The 22,186-nt window shown below is 70.8% G+C and carries 23 protein-coding genes; 16 read left to right on the plus strand and 7 right to left on the minus strand.

Annotation, left to right across the window (positions count from 1 at the left end; all coding sequences use genetic code 11):
* Window positions 1–238: 238 nt before the first annotated feature.
* The 7 genes from ACYVLT_RS22375 to ACYVLT_RS22405 all read left to right on the plus strand — a co-directional run bounded on the left by ACYVLT_RS22375 (window position 239) and on the right by ACYVLT_RS22405 (window position 7,232).
* A complete protein-coding gene (locus ACYVLT_RS22375; protein WP_461122114.1) occupies window positions 239–1,201 on the plus strand; it encodes a hypothetical protein in 963 nt (320 codons plus the stop codon).
* Window positions 1,202–1,453: 252 nt separating this feature from the next.
* Complete coding sequence (locus ACYVLT_RS22380) at window positions 1,454–2,059, plus strand: ANTAR domain-containing response regulator (RefSeq protein ID WP_053718528.1); 606 nt, start codon at window positions 1,454–1,456, stop codon at window positions 2,057–2,059.
* 278 nt (window positions 2,060–2,337) lie between these two features.
* Window positions 2,338–3,513: a branched-chain amino acid ABC transporter substrate-binding protein gene (locus ACYVLT_RS22385; RefSeq protein WP_461122115.1), complete on the plus strand. Its 1,176-nt coding sequence runs from the start codon at window positions 2,338–2,340 to the stop codon at window positions 3,511–3,513.
* A 126-nt stretch (window positions 3,514–3,639) separates the two neighbouring features.
* Window positions 3,640–4,602: a branched-chain amino acid ABC transporter permease gene (locus ACYVLT_RS22390; protein WP_461122116.1), complete on the plus strand. Its 963-nt coding sequence runs from the start codon at window positions 3,640–3,642 to the stop codon at window positions 4,600–4,602.
* Window positions 4,599–5,765 carry a branched-chain amino acid ABC transporter permease gene (locus tag ACYVLT_RS22395; RefSeq protein ID WP_461122117.1) on the plus strand — a complete coding sequence of 389 codons (1,167 nt, stop codon included), beginning with the start codon at window positions 4,599–4,601 and terminating at the stop codon, window positions 5,763–5,765. Before ACYVLT_RS22390 ends, ACYVLT_RS22395 begins: the two co-directional genes overlap by 4 nt.
* Before the next feature lie 32 nt (window positions 5,766–5,797).
* Window positions 5,798–6,538: an ABC transporter ATP-binding protein gene (locus ACYVLT_RS22400; RefSeq protein WP_461122270.1), complete on the plus strand. Its 741-nt coding sequence runs from the start codon at window positions 5,798–5,800 to the stop codon at window positions 6,536–6,538.
* Entirely contained in the window at window positions 6,528–7,232 is a 705-nt protein-coding gene (locus ACYVLT_RS22405; RefSeq protein ID WP_360457282.1) for an ABC transporter ATP-binding protein, read from the plus strand. Before ACYVLT_RS22400 ends, ACYVLT_RS22405 begins: the two co-directional genes overlap by 11 nt.
* Before the next feature lie 28 nt (window positions 7,233–7,260).
* Here ACYVLT_RS22405 and ACYVLT_RS22410 read toward each other — a convergent pair whose 3' ends face one another.
* On the minus strand, window positions 7,261–7,815 hold the full coding sequence (locus tag ACYVLT_RS22410; RefSeq protein ID WP_461122118.1) for a DUF4352 domain-containing protein: 555 nt from the start codon (window positions 7,813–7,815) through the stop codon (window positions 7,261–7,263).
* A 76-nt stretch (window positions 7,816–7,891) separates the two neighbouring features.
* Entirely contained in the window at window positions 7,892–8,356 is a 465-nt protein-coding gene (locus ACYVLT_RS22415) for a hotdog fold thioesterase (protein WP_461122119.1), read from the minus strand.
* Between the two features lie 51 nt (window positions 8,357–8,407).
* Between ACYVLT_RS22415 and polA the strand changes: the two genes are divergently transcribed.
* Window positions 8,408–11,083: a DNA polymerase I gene (gene polA, locus ACYVLT_RS22420; protein WP_461122120.1), complete on the plus strand. Its 2,676-nt coding sequence runs from the start codon at window positions 8,408–8,410 to the stop codon at window positions 11,081–11,083.
* Window positions 11,084–11,098: 15 nt separating this feature from the next.
* Here the strand turns inward: polA and ACYVLT_RS22425 are convergent, their stop codons facing one another.
* On the minus strand, window positions 11,099–11,461 hold the full coding sequence (locus tag ACYVLT_RS22425; protein WP_461122121.1) for a hypothetical protein: 363 nt from the start codon (window positions 11,459–11,461) through the stop codon (window positions 11,099–11,101).
* A 280-nt stretch (window positions 11,462–11,741) separates the two neighbouring features.
* On the opposite strand from ACYVLT_RS22425, the gene ACYVLT_RS22430 reads away from it, so the two are divergent.
* Window positions 11,742–12,209: a hypothetical protein gene (locus ACYVLT_RS22430; protein WP_461122122.1), complete on the plus strand. Its 468-nt coding sequence runs from the start codon at window positions 11,742–11,744 to the stop codon at window positions 12,207–12,209.
* On the opposite strand, the gene ACYVLT_RS22435 is transcribed toward ACYVLT_RS22430, so the two are convergent.
* Window positions 12,198–12,653: a winged helix-turn-helix transcriptional regulator gene (locus tag ACYVLT_RS22435; RefSeq protein ID WP_461122123.1), complete on the minus strand. Its 456-nt coding sequence runs from the start codon at window positions 12,651–12,653 to the stop codon at window positions 12,198–12,200. The genes ACYVLT_RS22430 and ACYVLT_RS22435 overlap by 12 nt on opposite strands.
* A 77-nt stretch (window positions 12,654–12,730) precedes the next feature.
* Here ACYVLT_RS22435 and ACYVLT_RS22440 point away from each other — a divergent pair, with 77 nt between their 5' ends.
* The 7 genes from ACYVLT_RS22440 (at window position 12,731) to ACYVLT_RS22470 (ending at window position 19,035) form a co-directional block, all read left to right on the plus strand.
* On the plus strand, window positions 12,731–13,234 hold the full coding sequence (locus ACYVLT_RS22440; protein WP_461122124.1) for a GNAT family N-acetyltransferase: 504 nt from the start codon (window positions 12,731–12,733) through the stop codon (window positions 13,232–13,234).
* A 14-nt stretch (window positions 13,235–13,248) separates the two neighbouring features.
* Window positions 13,249–14,541: a hypothetical protein gene (locus ACYVLT_RS22445; protein ID WP_461122125.1), complete on the plus strand. Its 1,293-nt coding sequence runs from the start codon at window positions 13,249–13,251 to the stop codon at window positions 14,539–14,541.
* Window positions 14,542–14,655: 114 nt separating this feature from the next.
* Complete coding sequence (locus tag ACYVLT_RS22450) at window positions 14,656–15,948, plus strand: Gfo/Idh/MocA family protein (protein WP_461122126.1); 1,293 nt, start codon at window positions 14,656–14,658, stop codon at window positions 15,946–15,948.
* Window positions 15,949–15,957: 9 nt separating this feature from the next.
* Window positions 15,958–16,554 carry a P-loop NTPase family protein gene (locus ACYVLT_RS22455; protein WP_461122127.1) on the plus strand — a complete coding sequence of 199 codons (597 nt, stop codon included), beginning with the start codon at window positions 15,958–15,960 and terminating at the stop codon, window positions 16,552–16,554.
* Window positions 16,551–17,144 (plus strand): Rossmann-fold NAD(P)-binding domain-containing protein, encoded by a 594-nt coding sequence (locus tag ACYVLT_RS22460; protein WP_461122128.1) that lies wholly within the window; start codon window positions 16,551–16,553, stop codon window positions 17,142–17,144. The genes ACYVLT_RS22455 and ACYVLT_RS22460 overlap by 4 nt, the downstream gene beginning before the upstream one ends.
* An 89-nt stretch (window positions 17,145–17,233) precedes the next feature.
* Window positions 17,234–18,226 carry a hypothetical protein gene (locus ACYVLT_RS22465; RefSeq protein ID WP_461122129.1) on the plus strand — a complete coding sequence of 331 codons (993 nt, stop codon included), beginning with the start codon at window positions 17,234–17,236 and terminating at the stop codon, window positions 18,224–18,226.
* A complete protein-coding gene (locus ACYVLT_RS22470) occupies window positions 18,223–19,035 on the plus strand; it encodes a hypothetical protein (protein ID WP_461122130.1) in 813 nt (270 codons plus the stop codon). The genes ACYVLT_RS22465 and ACYVLT_RS22470 overlap by 4 nt, the downstream gene beginning before the upstream one ends.
* A 3-nt stretch (window positions 19,036–19,038) precedes the next feature.
* On the opposite strand, the gene ACYVLT_RS22475 is transcribed toward ACYVLT_RS22470, so the two are convergent.
* Genes ACYVLT_RS22475 through ACYVLT_RS22485 form a run of 3 tightly spaced genes read right to left on the minus strand, consistent with a single transcriptional unit; the run spans window position 19,039 to window position 22,138 of the window.
* Window positions 19,039–19,632 (minus strand): TetR/AcrR family transcriptional regulator, encoded by a 594-nt coding sequence (locus ACYVLT_RS22475; protein ID WP_461122131.1) that lies wholly within the window; start codon window positions 19,630–19,632, stop codon window positions 19,039–19,041.
* The gene (locus ACYVLT_RS22480; protein WP_461122132.1) at window positions 19,629–21,524 is read right to left on the minus strand and encodes a YhgE/Pip family protein; all 1,896 of its coding nucleotides are present in this window, start codon (window positions 21,522–21,524) and stop codon (window positions 19,629–19,631) included. The genes ACYVLT_RS22475 and ACYVLT_RS22480 overlap by 4 nt, the downstream gene beginning before the upstream one ends.
* Window positions 21,521–22,138: a P-loop NTPase family protein gene (locus tag ACYVLT_RS22485; protein WP_461122133.1), complete on the minus strand. Its 618-nt coding sequence runs from the start codon at window positions 22,136–22,138 to the stop codon at window positions 21,521–21,523. The genes ACYVLT_RS22480 and ACYVLT_RS22485 overlap by 4 nt, the downstream gene beginning before the upstream one ends.
* Window positions 22,139–22,186 lie beyond the last annotated feature (48 nt).

Below are 22,186 nucleotides of genomic sequence, written 5' to 3' on the forward strand. Positions count from 1 at the left end.
TGCGGGAGTGCCGGACGTACTGGAGTGCCGGGCGGACCTGGGCCGCGTGCGCCTTTTGCTATCGTCGGTGACGGCGTGTGTGAGCAGACGTGAGGCTGGAGCCACTCCCCGGCAACCGGGTGGCGTGATCCGCCGCGGGGTGAGGGCACCCCTGCTCATGGAGGACCACCGAAGACCGTTGAACGACGCGTGACGCGTCCTTGTTGCGCCGAGCCGGGCGGCGGGAGCGAGGACTGCCATGGCGCGATCGTCGTTGACCGAGCAGCTGGTCGACCTACGCCGGAGCTACACCGGCGAGAACCTCACCCAGGCCGTGCCCGCGGTGAAGGCGGTGCTGCACGACCTGCCCGGCGACGTCCGCGAACGCGTGGTCGACGCGTTGCGCGGCAAGGCCGACGTGCGCGGCCTGTTCCTGCCCGACGCGGAGGGCGACGACCAGCGGGTGCTCGAATGCGTGGTGCTGAAAGCGGGTCTGGACGCCGCCGGGCACCTCCAGCTGCGCCCGCCGGCCAGCATGTTGCGCCCGGCGCACGCGTTCCGCACCGTGGAGCCGACCGGGCGACCGCGCGTGCACCTCACCGAGCACGCCCTGGGTCCGCTGCTGTACGAGCTGCTGCCGCGCCGCGACGAGTCGTGGGTGGCGGGCGTGGCCGGCCTGCGCGTCACCCACCACCCGCGGTCGGTGGAGCTGCGGCTGGTCGGGCTCGACGCCGCGGTGCACCTCGCGGGCGTGGACGAGCGGGCGTGGGCCGACGGGCTGAAGTACGTGCACAACCTGCTCGAAGGCCGTGGCATGGGCGGCGTGTTCCTCGACGGCCCGCTCACCGCGGTCGAGCGCGACCACCTGGACGAGACGCCGTACCCGACGGGCGTGGGCAGCGCGGTGCTGCGCCGCTACCGCCTGTTCGGCGCCGCGCCGTGGGTGCGCGCGTTGGCGCGGGGCGACCAGTGGTGGGTGGAGTGGCCCGCGGGCCTGGGCGTGCCGAAGATCGCCGACCGGCTGCTGCACCCCGTGTTCGGCCTGCCCGGTTCTGTGGAAGTTCCCAGTGCCGGCGGTGGCCTCGGCATCTCCACCGGGTGGTACGACCTGTTCCTGCGCGAGGTCGACGGCCCGGACCCCGAGCACGAGTCCGCGCTGGCCGCGGTCGAGTGGCCGCAGGGCGTCACCGGCTGGTGGGAACCGCCGCAAGCGGTGCGGTGAGTGCGGTACCGCCGGCCCGGCGGGACCCGCCGCGAGCGGTGCGGTGAGTCGGACACCCTTGGCGGGGACGCCCGCCAAGGGTGGTGCCGACCCGTGGCGTTCGGCGCAGCGGATCCGTCCGAGCCGACCAAGTCGGCGCCGGTGGCCGTGATCACGGCCCAACCGAGCGGGCGGAGCCGGGCACGCCGGTAGACTGCGGTTTCGCCCGACGCGACCGCGTCGAGCCGCCGTCAGAGTGTCAGGAGGACCCCGGTGACCCATCAGGCTGCCGAGGCCCAGCCCGAGGTCGCGCCCCGGCGCGTGCTCGTGGCCGAGGACGAAGCCCTCATCCGCCTCGACCTGGTCGAGATGCTGCGCGAAGAGGGGTACGAGGTGGCCGGTCAGGCCGCCGACGGCGACGAGGCGGTCACGCTGGCCACCGAGTTGCGGCCCGACCTGGTCATCATGGACGTGAAGATGCCGAAGGTCGACGGCATCGAGGCCGCGTCGGTGATCGCGGGCAAGCGCATCGCGCCGGTCGTCATCCTCACCGCGTTCAGCCAGCGCGACCTGGTGGAGCGCGCGCGGGACGCGGGCGCGATGGCGTACCTGGTCAAGCCGTTCGCCAAGCGCGACCTGGTGCCCGCCATCGAGCTGGCGATGAGCCGGTTCGCGGAGTTGCAGGCGCTGGAGAACGAGGTCGCGGGGCTGACCGAGCGGCTGGAGACGCGCAAGGTCGTCGAACGCGCCAAGGGATTGCTGATGACCAAGCAGGGTCTGTCGGAGCCCGAGGCATTCCGCTGGGTGCAGCGCACCGCGATGGACCGGCGCACGACCATGAAGGCCGTGGCCGAAGCCGTCATCGAAAACTTCGGGTGAGTATCCCCGCGAGTGATACACGTTCGAGTATCGGACAGTCGGCCGGGTCATTCTCGGTTACTGCCCGCATTGGTGTTGTGACCTGCGGCGATTTGAGCTGGATTTAACCTTCTTAACCGTAGGGCATTTCCCGGTGACTACCGTCACGATGTGGACACAGAGCAGTAAGACCACCTGTTCAGCGAACTCAACTGAAGCTACGTTCCTGCCCTAACCCACGCCCTCGTGTGAGGGCTCCGCCTACCGGCGGGATGGTTGGTGTCATGGGAGGTATTCCGGTGTCAGGAGCACGACTCGGCCGAGTTCTGGTGCTGGCGGCGGCTTCGTCGCTGGTGCTCGCGGCTTGCGCTGGAGGCGGCGGCGGTGGCGACGCGGGTGGCGAAGTCACGTCGGTCAAGATCGGGTTCATGGGTGACCTCACCGGTGAGAACTCGGCGATCGTGATCCCGCCCCGGAACGGGGCCGTGATGGCGGTCGAGGAGCACAACGCCAAGAACCCCAAGGTCAAGATCGAGCTGGTCCAGTACGACAGCCAGGGCAAGCCGGACCAGGCGACCTCGCTGATCACGAAGGCGGTCACCCAGGACAAGATCGTCGGCCTGATCGGCCCGGCCTTCTCCGGTGAGTCCAAGGCCATCGGCGGCCAGCTGGAGGAGGGCAAGATCCCCAGCGTCTCGCCGTCCGCCACGAACCCCGGTCTGGCCAAGAACAACTGGACCTACTGGCACCGCGTCGTGGCCAACGACGACGACCAGGGCCCCGGCATCGCCGACTTCCTGGTCAAGGCGAAGAGCCCGAAGAAGGCGTTCGTCCTGTCCGACGACCAGGAGTACAGCGTCGGCCTGGCCGACGCCGTCGCCAAGTCGTTCGAGGGCTCGGGCGTCGCGGTCGAGCGCGACAAGTTCGCCAAGGACGCGTCGGACTACTCGTCCACCGTCACGAAGGTCGCCGCGTCCAACCCGGACGTGATCGTCTTCGGTGGCTACTACGCGCAGGCCGGCCGCCTGCTCAAGCAGCTGCGCGACGGTGGCGTGAAGGCCACGTTCGCCTCCGGTGACGGCTCGCTCGACCAGCAGCTGGTGACCGGCGCTGGTACCGAGGCCGCCGAGGGCGCCGTCCTCGCCTGCCCGTGCAAGATCCCGTTCGGTGAGGCCACCGGCGAGCTGAAGACGTTCGCGGACAACTACAAGAAGAGCGCCAACACCGACCCGGCGATCTACGCGACCGAGGGTTACGACGCTGCCACCGCCTTCATCAAGGCCGTCGAGGCGGGCAACACCACCGGCGAGAAGATCAACGCGTACCTGAAGACAGTCGAGTTCGAGGGCATCTCCAAGCCGATCAAGTTCAAGGCGAACGGCGAGCCGGAGAACAACGCGATCTTCGTCTACCAGGTCAAGGGCGGGGTTCTCAAGCTGCTCGGTCCGGCGGAGGAAGCGAAGCTGGAGGGCTGATCCGCCGAGGATCAGGCAAGCAAGCTAGCGCGCTGGGGAGCGGGAGCGTCGTGGGAACGACTGCTCCCGCTCCCCACCACTATGGCGAAGTTTCTCTCCCCGCCCGTCTCGTGAGGCAAACCTGTCATGCTTGATGATTTCCTCAACCAGTTCCTACCCAGCACGGTGGGCGGACTGGTGTTCGGCTCCATCTACGCGCTCGTCGCCCTCGGCTACACGATGGTCTACGGCGTGCTGCGTCTGATCAACTTCGCGCACTCCGAGATCTTCATGATCGGCACGTTCACGTCGCTCGTGGTGATCACCGCGATCGCGCCCGCGTCGCCGCTGACCGGGATCGCGCTGTTCGGCGTGATGCTGTTGATCATCGTGCTCTCCGCCGCGATCTCCGGCGGCGCCGCGGTCCTGCTGGAGCTGGTGGCCTACCGGCCGCTGCGCAGGAAGGGGGCCACCCGGCTCACCGCGCTGATCTCCGCGATCGGCGCGTCGCTGTTCCTGCAAGAGCTGTTCGCGCTGGTCATCATCCCCTGGTTGACCGGCAAGCCCGGGCGCAACCAGCAGTCCTCGCCCCGCCTCGTGGACCGCGACACGGTGTTCACCGTCGGCAACGCGGCCATCCGCACCGACCACATCATCGTGGTGGTCGCCGCGGTCATCATGATGATCGCGCTGGACCGCCTGGTGAACAAGACCAAGATCGGCCGCGGCATCCGCGCCACCGCCCAGGACCCCGAGGCCGCCGTCCTGATGGGCGTCAGCATCGACAACATCGTGCGGATCACGTTCCTGCTCGGCGGCGCGATGGCGGGCGTCGCCGGCGCGCTGTACCTGATGGAGTTCGAGAACACAGTTTTCAACGTCGGTTTCGTGCTCGGCATCAAGGCGTTCACCGCCGCCGTGCTCGGCGGTATCGGCAACCTTCGCGGCGCCCTCCTCGGCGGTATCGTGCTCGGTCTCATCGAGAACTGGGGCGCGATCTTCCTGGGGTCGGAGTGGAAGGACGTGATCGCGTTCACCGTGCTGGTGGTCGTGCTGATGTTCCGGCCCACCGGCATCCTGGGCGAATCCCTGCAGAAGGCCCGCGCATGAAAGGCAACGGAGTGACTGGCAACGCGAATCCGTTGAGGCGCGTGGGCGCCCTGTTCGACGGCGCCCGCGACTGGTGGGAACACGCCAAGGTGTGGCAGCGGTACCTCGTGTACCTCGGCGCGATCGTGTTCGCGCTGATCCTGCCCGCGCCGGTGATCGGCGAGTTCATGTCGCCCGGTTCGGACTGGACGACCGTGCTGATCTACCCGATCGGCACCTACATGCTGCTGGCCATCGGCCTGAACGTGGTGGTCGGCCAGGCGGGTCTGCTCGACCTCGGTTTCGTCGCGTTCTTCGCGATCGGCGGCTACTCGGTGGCCTACTTCGCCACCCAGTACGGCTGGAACTACTGGGCGACCGTGGTGTTCGGCATCCTGCTGGCCGCCGTCTCCGGCGTCATCCTCGGCGCGCCGACGCTGCGCCTGCGCGGCGACTACCTGGCGATCGTCACGCTCGGCTTCGGTGAGATCGTCCGCATCACCGCGAACAACACCGACGAGATCGGCGGCGCGCGCGGCATCACCAACGTGCCGCACCCGCCGGACATCCCCGGCGTGGTCGAGTTCGCGCTCCTGCCCGCGCCGTACTACTACCTGATGCTGATCGCCATCGTGCTGGTCATCATCTTCTCGGTGCGGTTGCAGAAGAGCCGGGTCGGCCGTGCGTGGGCGGCGATCCGCGAGGACGAGGACGCGGCCGAGCTGATGGGCGTGCCGACGTTCAAGTTCAAGCTGCTCGCGTTCGCCATCGGCGCCATGATCGGCGGCCTGGCCGGCGGCATCTACGCGGGCAAGGCCGTGTTCATCGAGCCGAACACGTTCCCGTTCATCCTGTCCGCGACCATCCTCGCCGCGGTCGTGCTCGGCGGCTCGGGCAACCTGCCCGGCGTGATGCTGGGCGCGTTCGTCATCGCCTGGCTGCCCGAGCGGTTCCGCGAGGTCGACTGGCTCAAGGCCGCGCTCGGCGGCAAGGACCCGGCCGAGTACCGCATCCTGCTGTTCGGCGGCGTGCTGGTGCTGATGATGGCGCTGCGGCCGGAGGGCCTGCTGCCCTCCCGGCGGCGCAAGGCCGAGTTGCACGAGGGCACCGGCGGCATGGGCACCATGGGCGCCGAGGTCGCGGGTCCGGACACCGATGTCTCGACGACGGAGGCGGCCAAGTGAGCACTCCCGTCCTTCAGCTGGACAACGTGACCATGCGCTTCGGCGGCGTGGTCGCCCTGCGCGAGGCGAAGCTCAGCATCGCCCAGGGCGAGATCTTCGCCCTGATCGGCCCCAACGGCGCGGGCAAGACCACGGTGTTCAACGTGGTCACCGGCGTCTACCAGCCCACCGAGGGCCAAGTGCTGTTCAACGGCGCGCGGATCGACGGCGACAAGCGGTTCAAGATCACCAAGCTGGGCATCGCCCGCACGTTCCAGAACATCCGGCTGTTCCACAACATGTCGGCGCTGGAGAACGTGATGGTCGGCGCGGACGCGCACCACAAGACCGGTGCGATCGGCGCCACGCTCAACCTGCCCTGGCACCGCAAGGAGGAGAGGCGCGGCCGCGAGCTGGCCCGGGAGCTGCTGGACTTCGTCGGCATCCCCGGCCGGATGAGCGAGACCGCGAAGAACCTGCCCTACGGCGACCAGCGGCGGCTGGAGATCGCCCGCGCGCTGGCCACGGACCCGAAGCTGCTGCTCCTCGACGAGCCCGCGGCGGGCATGAACCCGGCCGAGAAGGAGTCGTTGCAGGCGCTCATCCGCAAGATCCGCGACAGCGGCCGGACCGTCCTGCTGATCGAGCACGACATGAGCCTGGTCATGGGCGTCAGCGACCGGGTGGCGGTGCTGGACTTCGGCCAGCTGATCGCAGAAGGGCTCCCGCAAGAGGTGCAGAACAACCCGAAGGTCATCGAGGCGTACCTGGGGGTGTCCGAAGATGCTTCTTGAGATCAAGGACATCCACGTCCACTACGGCAAGATCGCCGCGATCAAGGGCATCAGCCTCCAGGTGGAGGACGGTGAGATCGTCTCGCTCATCGGCGCCAACGGCGCGGGCAAGACGACCACGCTGAAGACCATCTCCGGCCTGCGCCCGCTGACCAGCGGGCAGGTGCTGTTCAACGGCGAGGACATCTCCAAGATGCCCGGCCACAAGCGGGTCATGGCGGGCATCGGCCAGTCACCGGAAGGCCGCGGCGTGTTCCCCGGCATGACGGTGCAGGAGAACCTGCTGATGGGCGCCTACACCCGCAAGGACGCGCTGGACGCCGACCTGGCCGAGGTCTACGAGCTGTTCCCGCGGCTGGCGGAGCGCAAGAACCAGTTCGGCGGCACCATGTCCGGCGGCGAGCAGCAGATGATCGCCATCGGCCGGGCGTTGATGACCAAGCCGAAGGTGCTCCTGCTGGACGAGCCGTCGATGGGCCTCGCGCCCATGCTCATCGCGCAGATCTTCGAGATCATCAAGGAGATCAACAAGCGTGGCACGACCGTGCTGCTGGTCGAGCAGAACGCGCAGCAGGCGCTGAAGCTCTCCCACCGCGCGTACGTGCTGGAGACGGGCCGGGTCGTGAAGAGCGCGCCCGGACCGGAGCTGCTGGACGACCCCCAGGTGCGCGCGGCGTACCTCGGCGGTCACTGACCGCCCACCCGGGATCCCGCCGGCCCGGCTACGGCTGGGCCAGCGGGATCTCGGTGCTCGACTCGTCCTTCAGGTCGGTCAGCGTCGGCCCGCCGTACACCCGCAGGGCCAGCGGCTTGGCGTCCTTGGGCAGGTCGTAGTAGACGTCGTACTCCAGACGCACGTTCGCGCCGAGGTCGATCGTCTCCGGCTGCCGCTTGATCGTCATGGCCTGGCTGTCCGTCGTGTGCTCGACCTCGCGGTCGTCCACCAGCACGTGCCGGCGCGCGGCGAACGACACGCTGCTGCGGCCGTTGTTGATCACGCTCATCCGGATCCGCACGAACTGGCCCTTGGCGTGGAACTCGGCGTGGCTGCCGATCAGCGTCGGGATCTCCGTGGTGAGCCCGACCAGCGTGAACGCCGTGTCGCCGTCCGCGGTGGTGGGTATCTTGAGCGGCTTCTCGTCCGGCCGCACGGTCTGCGGCGGCACCGGGTAGGTCGCCGCCGGCGACCCCGTCGTCTCGGGACCGGCCACCACCGGCGCGTCACCGCACCCGGCCGCCACCAGCACCGCGGCCGTCACCGCCACCAGACGCCGCACGCCCACCTCCGCCTCGTCGGTTCTCCCCTGGATCGCACACCCTGAATTGCACACCCGGCACGACCGGACCGCACGTTCACGCCTTCGGTGGGTCCTCGGCCGGGGCGTCGTCCTTCCGGTCGTCCTTCCGGACGTCCTTGAGGAAGCAGGTCAGCCGGGCGGTGCAGGCGCGCCGCCCGTGCTCGTCGGTGATCACGATCTCGTAGGTGGCGGTGCTGCGACCGCGGTGGATCGGCGTGCACACCCCCGTGACCACGCCTTCCGTGACGCCCCGGTGGTGCGTGCAGGACAGCTCCAGCCCCACGGCCAGCCGCTCCGGCGCCGCGTGCATGGCCGCCGCGACCGAGCCGAGCGTCTCGGCCAGCACCGCGTTCGCACCGCCGTGCAGCAGCCCGTACGGCTGCCGGTTGCCCTTGACCGGCATCGTGCCGACCAGCCGATCGGCATCCCATCGGGTGATCTCGATGCCGAGCTTCGAGGTCAGCTGTTCGTGCGCGACGGCCTGGTCGGCGCCTGGGATGTCCTCGGGTGCTGGCGTCACGGTTGCTCCAGTCGGTGCAGAACTGTCGGACCCCCACCCTAGACTCGGCGCGTGAGCACTTCAGAAGCCTCCCGCCTGCTGCTGGTCGACGGCCACTCCATGGCCTACCGCGCCTTCTTCGCGCTGCCCAAGGAGAACTTCCAGACGGGCACGGGACAGACCACCAACGCGGTCTACGGCTTCACGTCGATGCTCATCAACCTGCTGCGCGACGAGAAGCCCACGCACGTCGCGGTGGCGTTCGACGTCTCGCGCAAGACCTTCCGCACCGAGGCCTACGCTGCGTACAAGGCCGGTCGCAGCGAGACGCCGGACGAGTTCCGCGGCCAGGTCAGCCTCATCGAGGACGTGCTGGGCACGCTGTCCATCCCCACCCTGTCCAAGGCGAACTACGAGGCTGACGACCTGATCGCCACCCTCACCACGCAGGCCACGGCGCTGGGCTTCGAGGTGCTGATCTGCACCGGCGACCGCGACGCGTTGCAGCTGGTCACCGACAAGGTGACGGTGCTGTACCCGGTCAAGGGCGTGTCCGAGATGGCCCGCTACACCCCTGAGCTGGTGCTGGAGAAGCAGGGCGTGCCGCCCGAGCTGTACGCCGACTACGCGGCGGTGCGCGGCGACTCGTCGGACAACCTGCCCAACACCCCCGGCGTCGGCCCGAAGACGATCGTGAAGCTGCTCACCCAGTTCGGCTCGCTGAACGGGCTCATCGACCACGTCGACGAGGTGCCGGGCAAGGTGGGCGACGCGCTGCGGGCCAACCTGGCCAACATCATGCTGAACCGGCAGCTCACCGAGCTGGTGCGGGACGTGGAGCTGCCCGTGGGCCCGGCGGAGCTGGAGGCCAGGCCGTGGGACCGCGACGCGGTGCACCGGCTGTTCGACGAGCTGGAGTTCCGGGTGCTGCGGGACCGACTGTTCTCCACCCTGACCACCGCCGAGCCGGAGGCCGAGGAGGGCTTCACGGTCAGCGGCGGCGCGGTGGCGGTCGGCCAGGTGGCGTCGTGGCTCGACGCGCACGCGCGCTCCGGCCGGGTCGGCATCGCGTTCCGCACCTCCGGTGAGGACCTGGAGGGCCTGGCGCTGGCCGCGGTCGGCGGCGAGGGCGGGTACGTCGAGGTCGCCTCCCTGACCGAGGCCGACGAGAACGCGCTGGCCGCGTGGCTGGCCGACGAGTCGGTGACCAAGGCGGCGCACGACCTGAAGCTGCCGCTGCGCCGGTTGCGGGCGCGTGGCTGGCGGCTGCGCGGCGTGAACAGCGACACGGCGCTGGCCGCCTACCTGGTGCGGCCCGGCCAGCGCTCGTTCGCGCTGGACGACCTGGCGCTGCGCTACCTCAAGCGCGAGCTGCGGGCCGAGGAGCCCGACGACGGGCAGCTGTCGCTGCTGGCCGACGAGGACGAGGAGCGGCAGAAGACCGCGCAGGCGGCGATCGTGCGTGCGTTCGCGGTGGCGGAGCTGGCCGACGCGCTGGACGCGGAGCTGGTCGCCACGGGCCAGGAGTCGCTGCTGGCGACCCTGGAGCTGCCGTTGATGCTGGTGCTGGACGAGGTGGAGGCGGTCGGCATCGCGATCGACGCCGAGCACCTGGCGGCGCTGGAGGCGCACTTCGCGGCGGGCGTGAAGCAGGCCGCGCAGGACGCGTACTCGGTGATCGGCAAGGAGATCAACCTCGGCTCGCCCAAGCAGCTGCAGACGGTGCTGTTCGACGAGCTGCAGATGCCGAAGACGAAGAAGACCAAGACCGGGTACACCACCGACGCGGACGCGTTGCAGAACCTGTTCGAGTCGACCCAGCACCCGTTCCTGCAGCACCTGCTCGCGCACCGGGACGTGACCAGGCTGAAGTCGACCGTCGACGGGCTGCTCAAGTCGGTCGCCGACGACGGCCGGATCCACACCACGTTCCACCAGACGATCGCGGCGACCGGGCGGCTGTCGTCCACCGACCCGAACCTCCAGAACATCCCGATCCGCACCGACGAGGGCAGGCGGATCCGCGAGGCGTTCGTGGTCGGGCCGGGCTACGCCGAGCTGATGACCGCGGACTACAGCCAGATCGAGATGCGGATCATGGCGCACCTGTCCGAGGACGCGGGCCTGATCGAGGCGTTCCGCAGCGGCGAGGACCTGCACACGTTCGTCGCGTCGCGGGCGTTCTCCGTGCCGACCTCGGAGGTCACCGGCGAGCAGCGCCGCCGGGTGAAGGCCATGTCCTACGGGTTGGCCTACGGGCTGTCCGAGTACGGGCTGGCGCAGCAGCTGCGGATCTCGGCGGCCGAGGCGCGGGAGCAGAAGGAGGCGTACTTCGCCCGGTTCGGCGGGGTGCGCGACTACCTGCACGCCGTGGTCGAGGACGCGCGGAAGAAGGGCTACACCGAGACGATCCTCGGTCGCCGGCGCTACCTGCCCGACCTCACCAGCGACAACCGGCAGCGCCGGGAGATGGCCGAGCGGATGGCGTTGAACGCGCCGATCCAGGGCAGCGCGGCGGACATCATCAAGGTCGCGATGCTCGGCGTGTTCCGGGCGCTGGAGGAGTCGGGCCTGCGGTCGCGGATGCTCCTGCAGGTGCACGACGAACTGGTGCTGGAAATCGCCGAGGGCGAGCGGGAGCAGGTTGAGGCCCTGGTGCGCGCGCAAATGGGCGGTGCGTACGAATTGTCGGTGGCGATGGAGGTCTCAGTGGGCGTCGGCCGTTCCTGGGACGCCGCCGCCCACTGAGAATCCCTTTGTTCGTCAGTCGAGGTAGCAGTACCAGCTGTACTCGTCGGCCTCGTCCCAGTAAGCGGGCTTCGCCCATTGTTTGTTGTACTGCCACTGACAGGCGGCGTACATGTTGATGTCCTCCAGGCTGCCGTCCTGCCGGACGCAGTACCAGGACCAGACGTTGTGCGGGGGCTGGTTGGTGACGTCGCGGTGACCCAGCTTGCGGCAGAACTCCCAGAGGTTCACGCCGCCGAGGACCTGCTGCCGCGGGGACTCCGAGGCGGTGACCACGGCGTCCGGCGTGGCGGGTGCGGCGAACGCGCCGACCGCCGGGCCGAACGCGAGCGCGATCCCGAGTGCCGTCACCGCCAGCACCTTGGCCATTCTCATCATCGGATTTTCTCCTCACGGGATGTCGGCTATTCCGCCGAGTCGTTCCGAATATAGGAGTCCCATTTCCGTGTCGGCAATGCCCGGTTAGAGTGTCACTCTTGTTGTCCGGCGGTACGCGATAATCACCGGAAAGAGGTGGGATATGACCGTAACGCACACGAGTGGTGACGCTTTTCCGGTCCGTTACCCACTGCGGGCGTCCCCGCCGGGGGCGGTCGGCCGTCGTCGCGGCTGCGGATACCCGTACTTCTCTCCCGTCGCCGCTGAGTGAGGATTCCTCGTGACGGAGGGGGCGACGATGGTCGGCAGACCGGTGTTGGACGGCGGGGCCGCGTGGTCGCGGATGTTCCTCCCGATCGGCGTGTTCCTCGCCCTGTTCGGCGTGCTGAACTTCGCCGAGCTCCCCTTGGGCTGGAAGGACCGCCAGCAGCAGGTCGGCCGGTACCTGGACGCCACCCTGGAGCTCGGTGCCGACTGGGTCATGCCGGTGATCTGGCTGGCCAAGCTGGTCGAGCTGGCGCTGGGCCTGGTCGCCGCCGCCGCCGTGGTGCGGCGGAGCACCCGGTGGCTCGCCGCGGCCGTGGTCGGCTGGCTGGCGTGGTTCACCCTGTTCACCGCCATGGACGTGTGGGCGGCCGACCGGGTCGAGCTCCAGGAGCACACCGTCTACTTCGTCATGTTCGCGGTGCTGCTCGCGTTGATCTTCGTGGTCTCGGCGGTGGAGCGGTTCCTGAGCTCACGCGGGTGAGTCGCGCAGCGGCGTGACGCGCACGTCCCGCGCGGTCAGCGCGGCGCCGCACCCCTCGCACGCCACGTGCACCCCGATGTCACCGCCGCAGGTGCGGTGGTGCAGGTCGAACGACGGGCCCTCGTCGGGGGACATCCAGCGATCGCCCCACTTGCGCAGGGCGACCAGCACCGGGTAGAGGTCCAGTCCCTTCTCGGTCAGCCGGTACTCGTACCGCGTCCGCACGTCCTTGTAGGCCTCGCGGCGGAGGATGCCCTCCTCGACCAGCGTGCCCAGGCGCTCGGTCAGCACGCTGCGCGAGATGTCCATCGCGGTCTGGAAGTCCTCGAACCGCCGCGTGCCCAGGAACGCCTGCCGCAGCAGCAGCAACGTCCACCGCTCACCCAGCAGGGCGGCGGGCAGCGACACGGTGCACAGCTCGTCGGCAACCTTCACGTGGGCCATGCCCACTGATGATACCCCTTGCGTTCGAAAATCGGATCCAGCTAGGGTTCGGAATCCGAACCCAAGGGGCGTCCGCCATGAGAGTCCGCGAACTGCACGCCGCCGAGGCGGGCAACGCCGTCGACACCGTCTTCCACGGCCTGTCCCCGCGCAGCCGCTACCTGCGCTTCCACGCGCCCGTGCCGCGCCTCACCGCGGCGATGCGCCGCCGCCTCATCGACCTCGACGGCGACCGCAAGGCCGCCGTCGTGGCCGAGTGCCACCGCAAGCCGGTCGGCATCGCCCGCCTGATCGCCACCGGCGAGGACACCGCGGAGATCGCGCTCGCCGTGGTCGACCCGTGGCAGCGCAAGGGCGTCGGCACCAAGCTCATGGCCGCACTCGGCCGGCTCGCCACCGACCTGCGCTACACCGAGCTGCACGGCGACGTCCTGGGGGAGAACCAGCCGATGCTGCGCCTGGTCGCCCGCGTCTTCCCCGGCGCGCGGCTGACCCGCGACGAGGACGACGTCATCCGGGTGAGCTACCCGTTGACCTTCGAGTTGACCCACGAGGAGCTGGTGGCGGACCTCCGGTGGTGACCAGAATGGGCGACATGCGACGGATCTTCGGGTTGGCGCTCGTCCTGGTCCTGCTGGCACCACCGGCCGTGGCGGCCACACCGCCCGGTGACCGGCCGCTGCCCGGGTACACCATCGACAACCCACCGCTGCCACCCGCCCGGGTGGGCGGCGAACCGTCGCGGGTGCTCCAGGGCGTGCACGAGCACGCCGCCTACATCATCGAAGTCCCGCCGCGCTGGAACGGCCGCCTCGCCATGTGGGCGCACGGCTACCGCGGCGCGACCACCGTGCTCACCGTCGACCCGCCCGCCTACGGCCTGCGCCAGAAGCTCCTCGACCAGGGCTTCGCCTGGGCCGCGTCCAGCTACTACGCCAACGCCTACGACGTGAAGGCGGGCGTGCTCGGGACGCACGGCCTGGCGAAGCACTTCCACCGGCTCGTCGGCAAGCCCCGGGACACCTTCATCGTCGGCATCTCCATGGGCGGCCACGTCATCGGCCGGTCGCTGGAGCAGTTCCCCGGCTTCTACCGGGGCGCCCTGCCGCTGTGCGGCGTGCTCGGCGACCAGGAGCTGTTCGACTTCTTCGTCGACTACAACCTCGCCGCGCAGGCCCTCAGCGGCATCCGCGCCTGGCCCGCGCCGGACGACTACCTGACCGCCGTCGTGCCGCGCATCAAGGCGGAGCTCGGCCTGACCGGCGTCCCGAACGAGCGCGGCGCGCAGTTCGCCGCCATCGTCACCCACCGCAGCGGCGGCCCGCGGCCCGGCGCGGCGCCCGCGTTCGCGTTCTGGAAGGACTTCCTGTTCGACCTCGCGGCGCCGCCGTCCGGCGACGGCCTGGCCGCCGACCCGGGCCAGGTCGCCACCAACGCCCTGACCCGGTACGAGCCGAACGCGCCGGTCGACGTCAACCGCGCGGTCCAGCGCGTGCTGCCGGAGAACCTGAGGGCCCGCGTCACGCCGAAGCTGACCGAGGTGCCGCGCATCGCCGGCCGCCCGACCAGGCCGGTGCTGTCGCTGCACGGCCTGGGCGACCTGTTCGTGCCGTTCTCGATGGAGCAGGTCTACCACCGGGACGTCCGGCGCAACGGCCGGGGCGACCTGCTCGTGCAGCGGGCGATCCGCGCGGTCGACCACTGCGAGTTCAGCCCGAACGAGGTCGGCGCCGCCTGGGACGACCTGGTGGCCTGGGTCGACACCGGCCGCCGGCCCGCCGGGGACTCGGTGGACGACCCGGCGGTGGTGGCCGCGCCGGCCTACGGCTGCCGGTTCAGCGACCCCACCGCGCCCAACGGCACCCGCCGCCTCTTCCCGGCCTGCTGAGCGGCGGTCTCGCCGCCGATCCAGGCGTCGTCGCCCACCGGCTGGGAACCGTCCTTGACGGTGTGCGGTCGTGCCGGGTTAGCGTGTGGAAAACGCTTACCAGGAGGGCGTGGCATGGCACGCAGGCGTTACGCGGTCGTCGGCACCGGCGCGCGGGCGGAGTTGCACGTCGACGCGATCGTCGGGCACGCCGACCAGGGTGAGCTGGTGGCGTTCTGCGACGTCAACCCCACCCGCATGGCCGTGCACAACGAGCGCCTCGACCGGCCCGTCCCGACCTACGCCGCCGAGGACTTCCTCCGCATGATCTCCGTCGAGCGGGTCGACGTGGTCGTGGTCTGCACGGTCGACCGCCACCACGACACCTACATCGTGCGGGCGCTGGACGCGGGCTGCGACGTCATCACCGAGAAGCCGATGACGGTCGACCCCGCCGGTGTCGGCAGGGTCTTCGACGCGGTGGAGCGCAACGACGGCCGGGTGGCCGTCACGTTCAACTACCGGTACAACCCGGTGCACGAGAAGGTCCGCGAGCTGCTGGTCGGCGGCGCGGTCGGCGAGATCGGCTCGGTGCACTTCGAGTGGCTGCTCGACGTCCGCCACGGCGCCGACTACTTCCGCCGCTGGCACCGCGACAAGGTCAATTCCGGCGGCCTCCTGGTGCACAAGGCCACCCACCACTTCGACCTGCTGAACTGGTGGGTCGACTCGGTGCCCGAGGTCGTCTACGCGCACGACCGGCTGTTCTTCTACGGCGACGAGAACGGCAAGCGCCACGGCCACCACCGACCCTACGACCGGGTGCACGGCTCGCCGCAGGCGCGGGACGACCCGTTCGCGCTGCACCTGGAGCGCGACGACTGGCTGCGCCGGCTCTACCTCGACGCCGAGCACGAGGACGGCTACCACCGCGACCGCAACCCGTTCGCGCCCGGTGTGTCCATTCAGGACGATATGTCGGTGCTCGTGCGCTACGCCAACGGTGCGAACCTGACCTACCACCTCACGGCCTACTCGCCGTGGGAGGGCTACCGGCTGATGGTCAACGGCAGCCGCGGCCGGTTGGAGCTGGAGGTCGTGGAGAACGGCTGGGTCAGCGGGCAGCAGCCCGCGGTGCACGGCAAGGAGGCCAACCCCGAGGAGGGCGGGGTCCGGCTGACCGTGCAACCGCTGTTCGGTCGTGCCGCGGAGATCCCGGTGGAGTCCGGTGGCGAAGGGCATGGTGGGGCCGATCGGCGGATGACCGACGTGCTCTACGGCGCGCCCGGCCAGGACGACCCGCTCGGGCGTCGGGCCACGCACCGCGACGGCGCGTTGTCGCTGCTCACGGGGTTCGCCGCGAACCGCAGCGCGGAGACCGGAGAACCGGTGCGCGTGGCGGAGTCGCCCGACCTCGGTTGGCGGTAGCCTGGCGCGGTGCCGCTCCTGGGACCAGCCGACGAGTTGCCGCACCCGCCGCGCCGGGTGCTCGTGGCCGGCACGTCCGGCTCCGGGAAATCGACCCTGGCCAGTCTCGTCGCACGGACGCTCGGCCTGTCCTATGTGGAGATGGACTCGCTGTTCCATGGTCCACAGTGGACGGTGAGGCCGGAGTTCGAGGCCGACGTGCGGCGGTTGGTCAAGGGTGGGGCGTGGGCCACGGAGTGGCAGTACAGCCTGGCGCGGCCGGTGCTGCTGGAGCACGCCGACACGCTGGTCTGGTTGGACCACCCGCGGCACGTGGTGATGCGCCGGGTGACGGTGCGCACCGCGGTGCGCCGGCTGCGCCGCCAGGAGCTGTGGAACGGCAACGTCGAACCGCCCCTGCACACGGTGTTCACCGATCCGGAGCACCTGTTGCGGTGGGCGTGGAAGTCGCACGCCCGCACCGGCGAGCGGGTCCGCGAGGTGCTCCGGGGTGAGCACGCCGATCGACTCGCGGTGGTGCGGCTGCGCGGGCAGCGTGAGGTCGACCAATGGCGGTCCGGCCCGTTGCGACGGGCGGCGGAGCGCGGTGAGGAGTCGGTGCGATGAGCGGGCGGACGGCGTTGGTGCTGGGCGGCACCGGGATGTTGAAGGGGTGCGCGGACGAGCTGCTGGCGCAGGGGTGGCAGGTGGTGCTGCCCAGTCGGCGGCCCGAGGGCGTGCTGGGCAGCGCGGCCAGGGCGGCCCTGCGCGGCCGCGGCCACGTGCCGCACCTGAGCGGCGTCGAGGGGTCGAAGGTCGCGGTGGCGGCGGACTGGGCCAGACCGGCGGAGCTGGCCGAACGGGTCCGCGAGGTGGTGGACCGGCCGGCCGACCTGCTCGTGGCGTGGGTGCACGCGAGCTACCGCGACGCCGTGCTGAGTGCCGTCGCGCCCCTGCTCGCGCCGCACGCCCCGGTGGTCGAGGTGCACGACAGCGGCGCGATCCACGCGGTGCGCGGCGTGCCGGACCCGGCCCTGGCGGGCCACCCGACGCAGCAGGTGGTGCTGGGCTTCGTCCGGCACGGCGCCGGCACCCGCTGGCTCAGCCACGAGGAGGCGTCGGTCGGGGTCCTCGAAGCCGTCCACCGCGCCCTGGACAACCGGCCGCCGTCGGTGCACCAGGTGGGCGAGATCGACACCTGGGTGATGCGGCACTAGCCGGCCCACCAACACGCCGCTCGGTGCGGGCTCACGGTTCGGGTTCGGTGCGATACTCAGCGTGCCGGAACGCTCACGGGGAGGCGCGCATGAAGCCTGGCACCTCGTCGAGCACGACGCCGGCGAAAGCCGACCGCGCGAGGCCGTCCCCCGCCGACGCGGTCGTCACCGCGATCGAGCAGGTCGTCATCGAGTGGCCCGACGACGACCCGCCGATCACGGTCGCCGTCACGGGGTGGGACACGGGCGGGCGTCCGGACATCGCCGACCTGCTCCGCAAGCGGCTGCCCGCGCGGTCCCACGTCGTCTGCTCGTTCGACGCGGCCGACTGGGAAGGGAACGCGCGACCACCGGACGCGCTGCTGGCACGCGGCGTCGCGCGCGCCGCCGGGCAGCGCCGGAACTGGGTGCGCCGGGCGTTCCAGCCGATCTCCGTCGAGATGAGCTCGCCGCGGACGCGGCGGTGGCGCAAGGTCCTCGCCGGTGTGGTGTCGGCGTTCATCGCGGCCGGCGTCGTCGCGCTGCCCGACGTGCGCGCCGCCGTCTTCAGCCTCGCGGGCAAGGGCGGCCCGATCGGCGAACTCGCGTCACAGGCCGTCCGCTCACCGGTGGTGGCCGCCGTGCTGCTCGCCCTGGTGTTCTGGGTCGTGCTGAACCGCGCGTGGACCGCCACGACCGCGATCGCCCGGTTCACCGCGAGCGTCCGCGACGAAGCCACGAAAGGCACGTTCGAGGAGGTCCGCGAGCAGTTGGCCAAGCTCATCCGGCAAGCGCTGCGCGTTCGTCGGCGCGCTCGGCCGAACGGGCGTCGGTTCGTGGTCGTCGTGCGGAACATCGACAGCTGTGGTGGCGACTTCGTGCTCGACCTGTGCGAGAAGGCCAAGAAGATCGTGCGGGCTCCCGGCGTCGTGCTGGTGTTCCTCGGCGACCTGAGGACGATGGAGGAGGCCGCGGTCCGCAAGACCGGGCTTCCGGTGGAGTCCGTGCACGCCCGCCGCTTGGGGCACCGGCACGTTCGGAAGCTGATCCCCAACGTCGTGGCGCTGCCGCACGCGACGAGCGACGAGGTGTGGGAACCGTGAGCCCGGAAATGACGCTGGACATCCTGTTGGCGGTCTCCCGTGACGGCAACGCCATCGCGCAGGACATCAGGAACTTCACGGCCCCCCTCGTGGCGGTCATCATCGGCGTCATCGGGATCAGGTACCTGTTCGGGGATCAGCGGAGCCTCGCCGGATTCGTCGGGTTCCTGTTCCTCGGCATGGTCGTCTTCTCGCTCATCAAGTGGGGCGAATTCCTCCTGGAGTCGCTGGGCGGGGTGTTCCGAGGCTGGGTCGCGGGCGACGACACGCCGACCGTCTCCTCGGTGCTCCTCGTCCTGGCGCTCTCCGTCGGGATCTTGGCGCTGATGTTCGCGGTTGCTTTCCACGTGGACCGGGGCTCCGGTCGGGCGGCGGAGGAGGGGACGTCGGTGGCGGTGGCCGACGAGCGGCCCGCCGAACCCGGGAAGCCGACGCGCGAGGATCGCACCCGGGCCGCGTGGGCGGCGTTGCAGGACTGCGCTCCGAGGCACGCCGACCCCGTCGACGTCGGCCGGTGGCGCAACCAGATCAGGCTCGCCGTGGTGGTGGCGGTCGAACGCGGGGTCTTCGATGCGGGCTCGCCCGTGACCCCGGCCCACCTCGCCAAGTGGGTGGTGCTGCGCGACCTCTGGCCGGACGTCGTGGACCGGCTGTGGATGGAAGAAGAGCTGTTGCGCGCGCTGGAGGAGTCGCCGCAGGTGATGGACGAGGACGACGAGGAACTCGTGCGGTTCCTGGGCACCGGGCCGCGGTTGCACCCGGTCGTGCGCAACCTGCTGCACATGGTCCCGACGGTCGACCCGAGGTAGGGCCTAGCCCGGCCGCAGGCCCCGGACCAGGGACAACACCGATTCACGCACCTCGGCGAGGCTGCGTTCGGGCTGGAAGACCTGCCAGTCCAGGGCGATCACCAGCAGCGTGCCGAACAACGCCGCCGACGCCGTGCCGACCTGCACGCCGTCGGGCAGCCGACCCGCGTCGGAGAGCCGCTGCATCTGGCCGCGCACGATCGACACGATGTCGTCGCGCAGCAGGCTCAACGTGTCGTGCCACTGGCCGGGCGTGCGCCACAGCTCCGACACCAGCAGCTGCCCGAACGCCGGGTACTCGGCGAAGAACCCGAGCATCCCGTCCACCAGCGACGCCATCGCCGAAGCCGTCTCGTCCTGCTCCTCGGCCGCCCTCAACCGCGCGGCCAGCAGGTCGACCCCGTGCCGCAGCAGCGCGTCGACCAGGGCGTCCTTGCTGGCGAAGTTGTAGTAGACGGTGCCCTTCGCGACGCCCGCCTCGGCGGCGATCTCGTCCACCGTCACGCTCGCCGCGCCCCGCTCGCCGACCAGTCGCAGCGCGGCGTCGAACAGCTTCTGCTTGGTCGCGGCGGTGCGGCCGGGGCGCGTGCCGCTCACAGCACCAGTTCTGGCTTCAGCCGGGTGGGAGTCCACACCCGCTGCTTGTACGCGGCGAGCGTCGCCAAGGCAAGGCCCGCGACCAGGTAGCCGACCAGGATCAGCGCGTCCCGGCCGACGCCGCCCAACGACCCGCCGTACATCAGGTGCCGCAGGCCGTCGACGGCGTAGCCCATGGGCAGCCCGTAGTGCAGCGGGTACAGCGGCACCGGGATGGTCTGCCACGGGAACGTGCCGCCCGCGCTGACCAGCTGCAGGATCAGCAGCACCAGGCCGATGAACTTGCCGACCGCGCCGAACAGGGCGTTCAACGCGTGCAGCACGGCCACGAACGTCGCCGACACCAGCAGCAGGAACGCCAGCGCGCCCAGCGGGTGCGACGGCCGGATGCCCACCACCAGCGTGACCGCCGCGTACATCACCACGACCTGCGCCGCGCCGAGCAGCGCACCGGGCAGCCAGCCGCCCAACGCCACCCGCAGCGGCGACCGGCCGGCCGCGAGCCCGCGCCGGGACAGCGGCTTGAGCAGCAGGAACAGCACGAACGCGCCGATCCAGGTGGCCAGCCCGAGGAAGAACGGCGCCAGGCCCGCGCCGTAGCTGCCCGCGGCGGTCTGGCTCACCCCGCGCACGTTCACCGGGTCGCCGATGGTCCGGGCGGTCGACTCGCGGGTCGGGTCGTCGGGGTTGGGGATCTGCGAGACGCCGGCGGCCAGCCCGTCGCGCAGCTGGTTCGCGCCGTCCACCAGCTGCGCCTCCCCGTCGCGCAACCGTCCCGCGCCGTCGCGCACCTGGGCCGCACCGGACGAGACCTGCGCCGCGCCGTCGTTCAACCGGGTGATGGCGTCGGTCAGCGCCGGTGTGCTCGCGGCCAGGCGCGCCGCGCCGTCGGAGACCTGCTTGGCGCCGTCCGCGAGCGTGCGCAGCTGCCCGGCCGTGCCCTGCACCTTGGTGTTGGCGTCGTCCACCGGTTTGCGGACCTCGCCCACGGCGCCGAGCACGCGCTGCACTTCCTCCTCGGAGAGCCCGAGGGCGCGCAGCCGGGTGGCCAGCTCGCCGTTCGCCGCGTTCAGCCGGTCGACCAGGCCCTGCGCCTTGGCGGCGTAGTCCTCGGCGGTCCGGGCGACGGTCTCGTTGCCGTCGGCCACCTGCTTGGCGCCGGACGCCAGCTGCTGCGACTGCGCCGGCAGGCCCGCGGTCGAGTCGCGCAGCCGGGTGAGGCCCGACGAGACCTGCGCCGCTCCGTCGGCCAGCGGCGCGGCACCGTCGGCGAGCTGCCGCGCGCCGGTGTAGGCGTCCTGCTGGCCGGTGGCGAGCTTGGTCGCGCCGTCGGCGGCCTCGGCGGTCTTCTGCCGGATCGTGGAGAAGCCGAGCAGCAACCGGTCCGCGGCCTCCGCGCCCACCCGCACCGACACCGACCGGCGCACCTCGGCCACGACCTGGTTGGCGATGGTGGAGCCGAGGTAGTTGTTCGCGTCGTTCGTGGTGAGCACGATGACGCCCTGCCTCGGCGTGAAGTCGCCGGTCGACAGCAGGGACCGGGAGAAGTCCTCGGGCAGGGTCAGCGCGAACGTGTAGGTCCCGTTGCGCACGCCCTGCTCGGCCTGGGCCGCGTCGACCCGGTGCCAGTCGAACTTGTCGCCGTCGACCAGCTCCTCGGCCACGTCGTGGCCCGCGTCCAGCCGCGTGCCGTCGCTCGCGGTCGCGCCCTTGTCCTCGACGACCAGCGCGGCGGGCACCTGGTTGAGGTGCGCGTACGGGTCTTTGTTGGCGTACAGGTACAGCGCCGCGTAGAGCAGCGGCACCAGCGTCAGCGCCAGCACCGCGAGCTTGGGCAGCGTGCCGGAGGTGATCCGGCGCAGCTCGTTGCGGGCCATCCGGAGGGCGGTCACTCGGACTCCTCGTTGTCCGCGCCGATCCGCGCGACGGGGACGTCGAGCACGGTGGCGCTGGTCGTGGTGCACAGTGCGATGACCGACCGGTCGGGCGTCACGTGCCGTCGGGCCAGCTCCACCCAGCCCTTCGGGTCGCCGTGGTAGCGGTCGGGGCTGTCCAGCACGAGCGCCGTCGCGCCGGGGCGGCCCGCGGCCAGCTCCAGCATCAGCGCGCACCGGGTGGCGGCGGGCACGTGCTCGAACCGGTGGTCCAGGTGCTCGTCCGCGCCACGTTCGACCAGCCAGTCGGCCACCGCCCGGCGGCCGCTGCGGGCGCCGTTGAGGGCCAGTTCCTCGCCCACCACGCCGGCCAGGGTCAGCGATCCCTCCGGCTCGCTGACGTCGGGTGAGTCGACCAGCACGACGTGCTCGCGCAGCTCGGCGGCCGCGGGGGAGACCTCGCCGGTGCTCGGGCGCATCCGGCCGGACAGCACCAGGCCCAGCGCGGTGTGCCCGGTGCCCGGATCACCCGCCACCAGCACCAGCTCACCCGGTCCGACCCGCAGCGACGTGGGCTTCAGCAGCGGGCCGTGCGGTCCGGAGACGCCGACGCGCCGGGCGTGGATCTGCACTGCGGACCTCCTTTTGAACTGACCGGTCAGTTCAAATAGTGGTCCGCG

It is taken from the genome of Saccharothrix stipae (genome assembly GCF_054781895.1).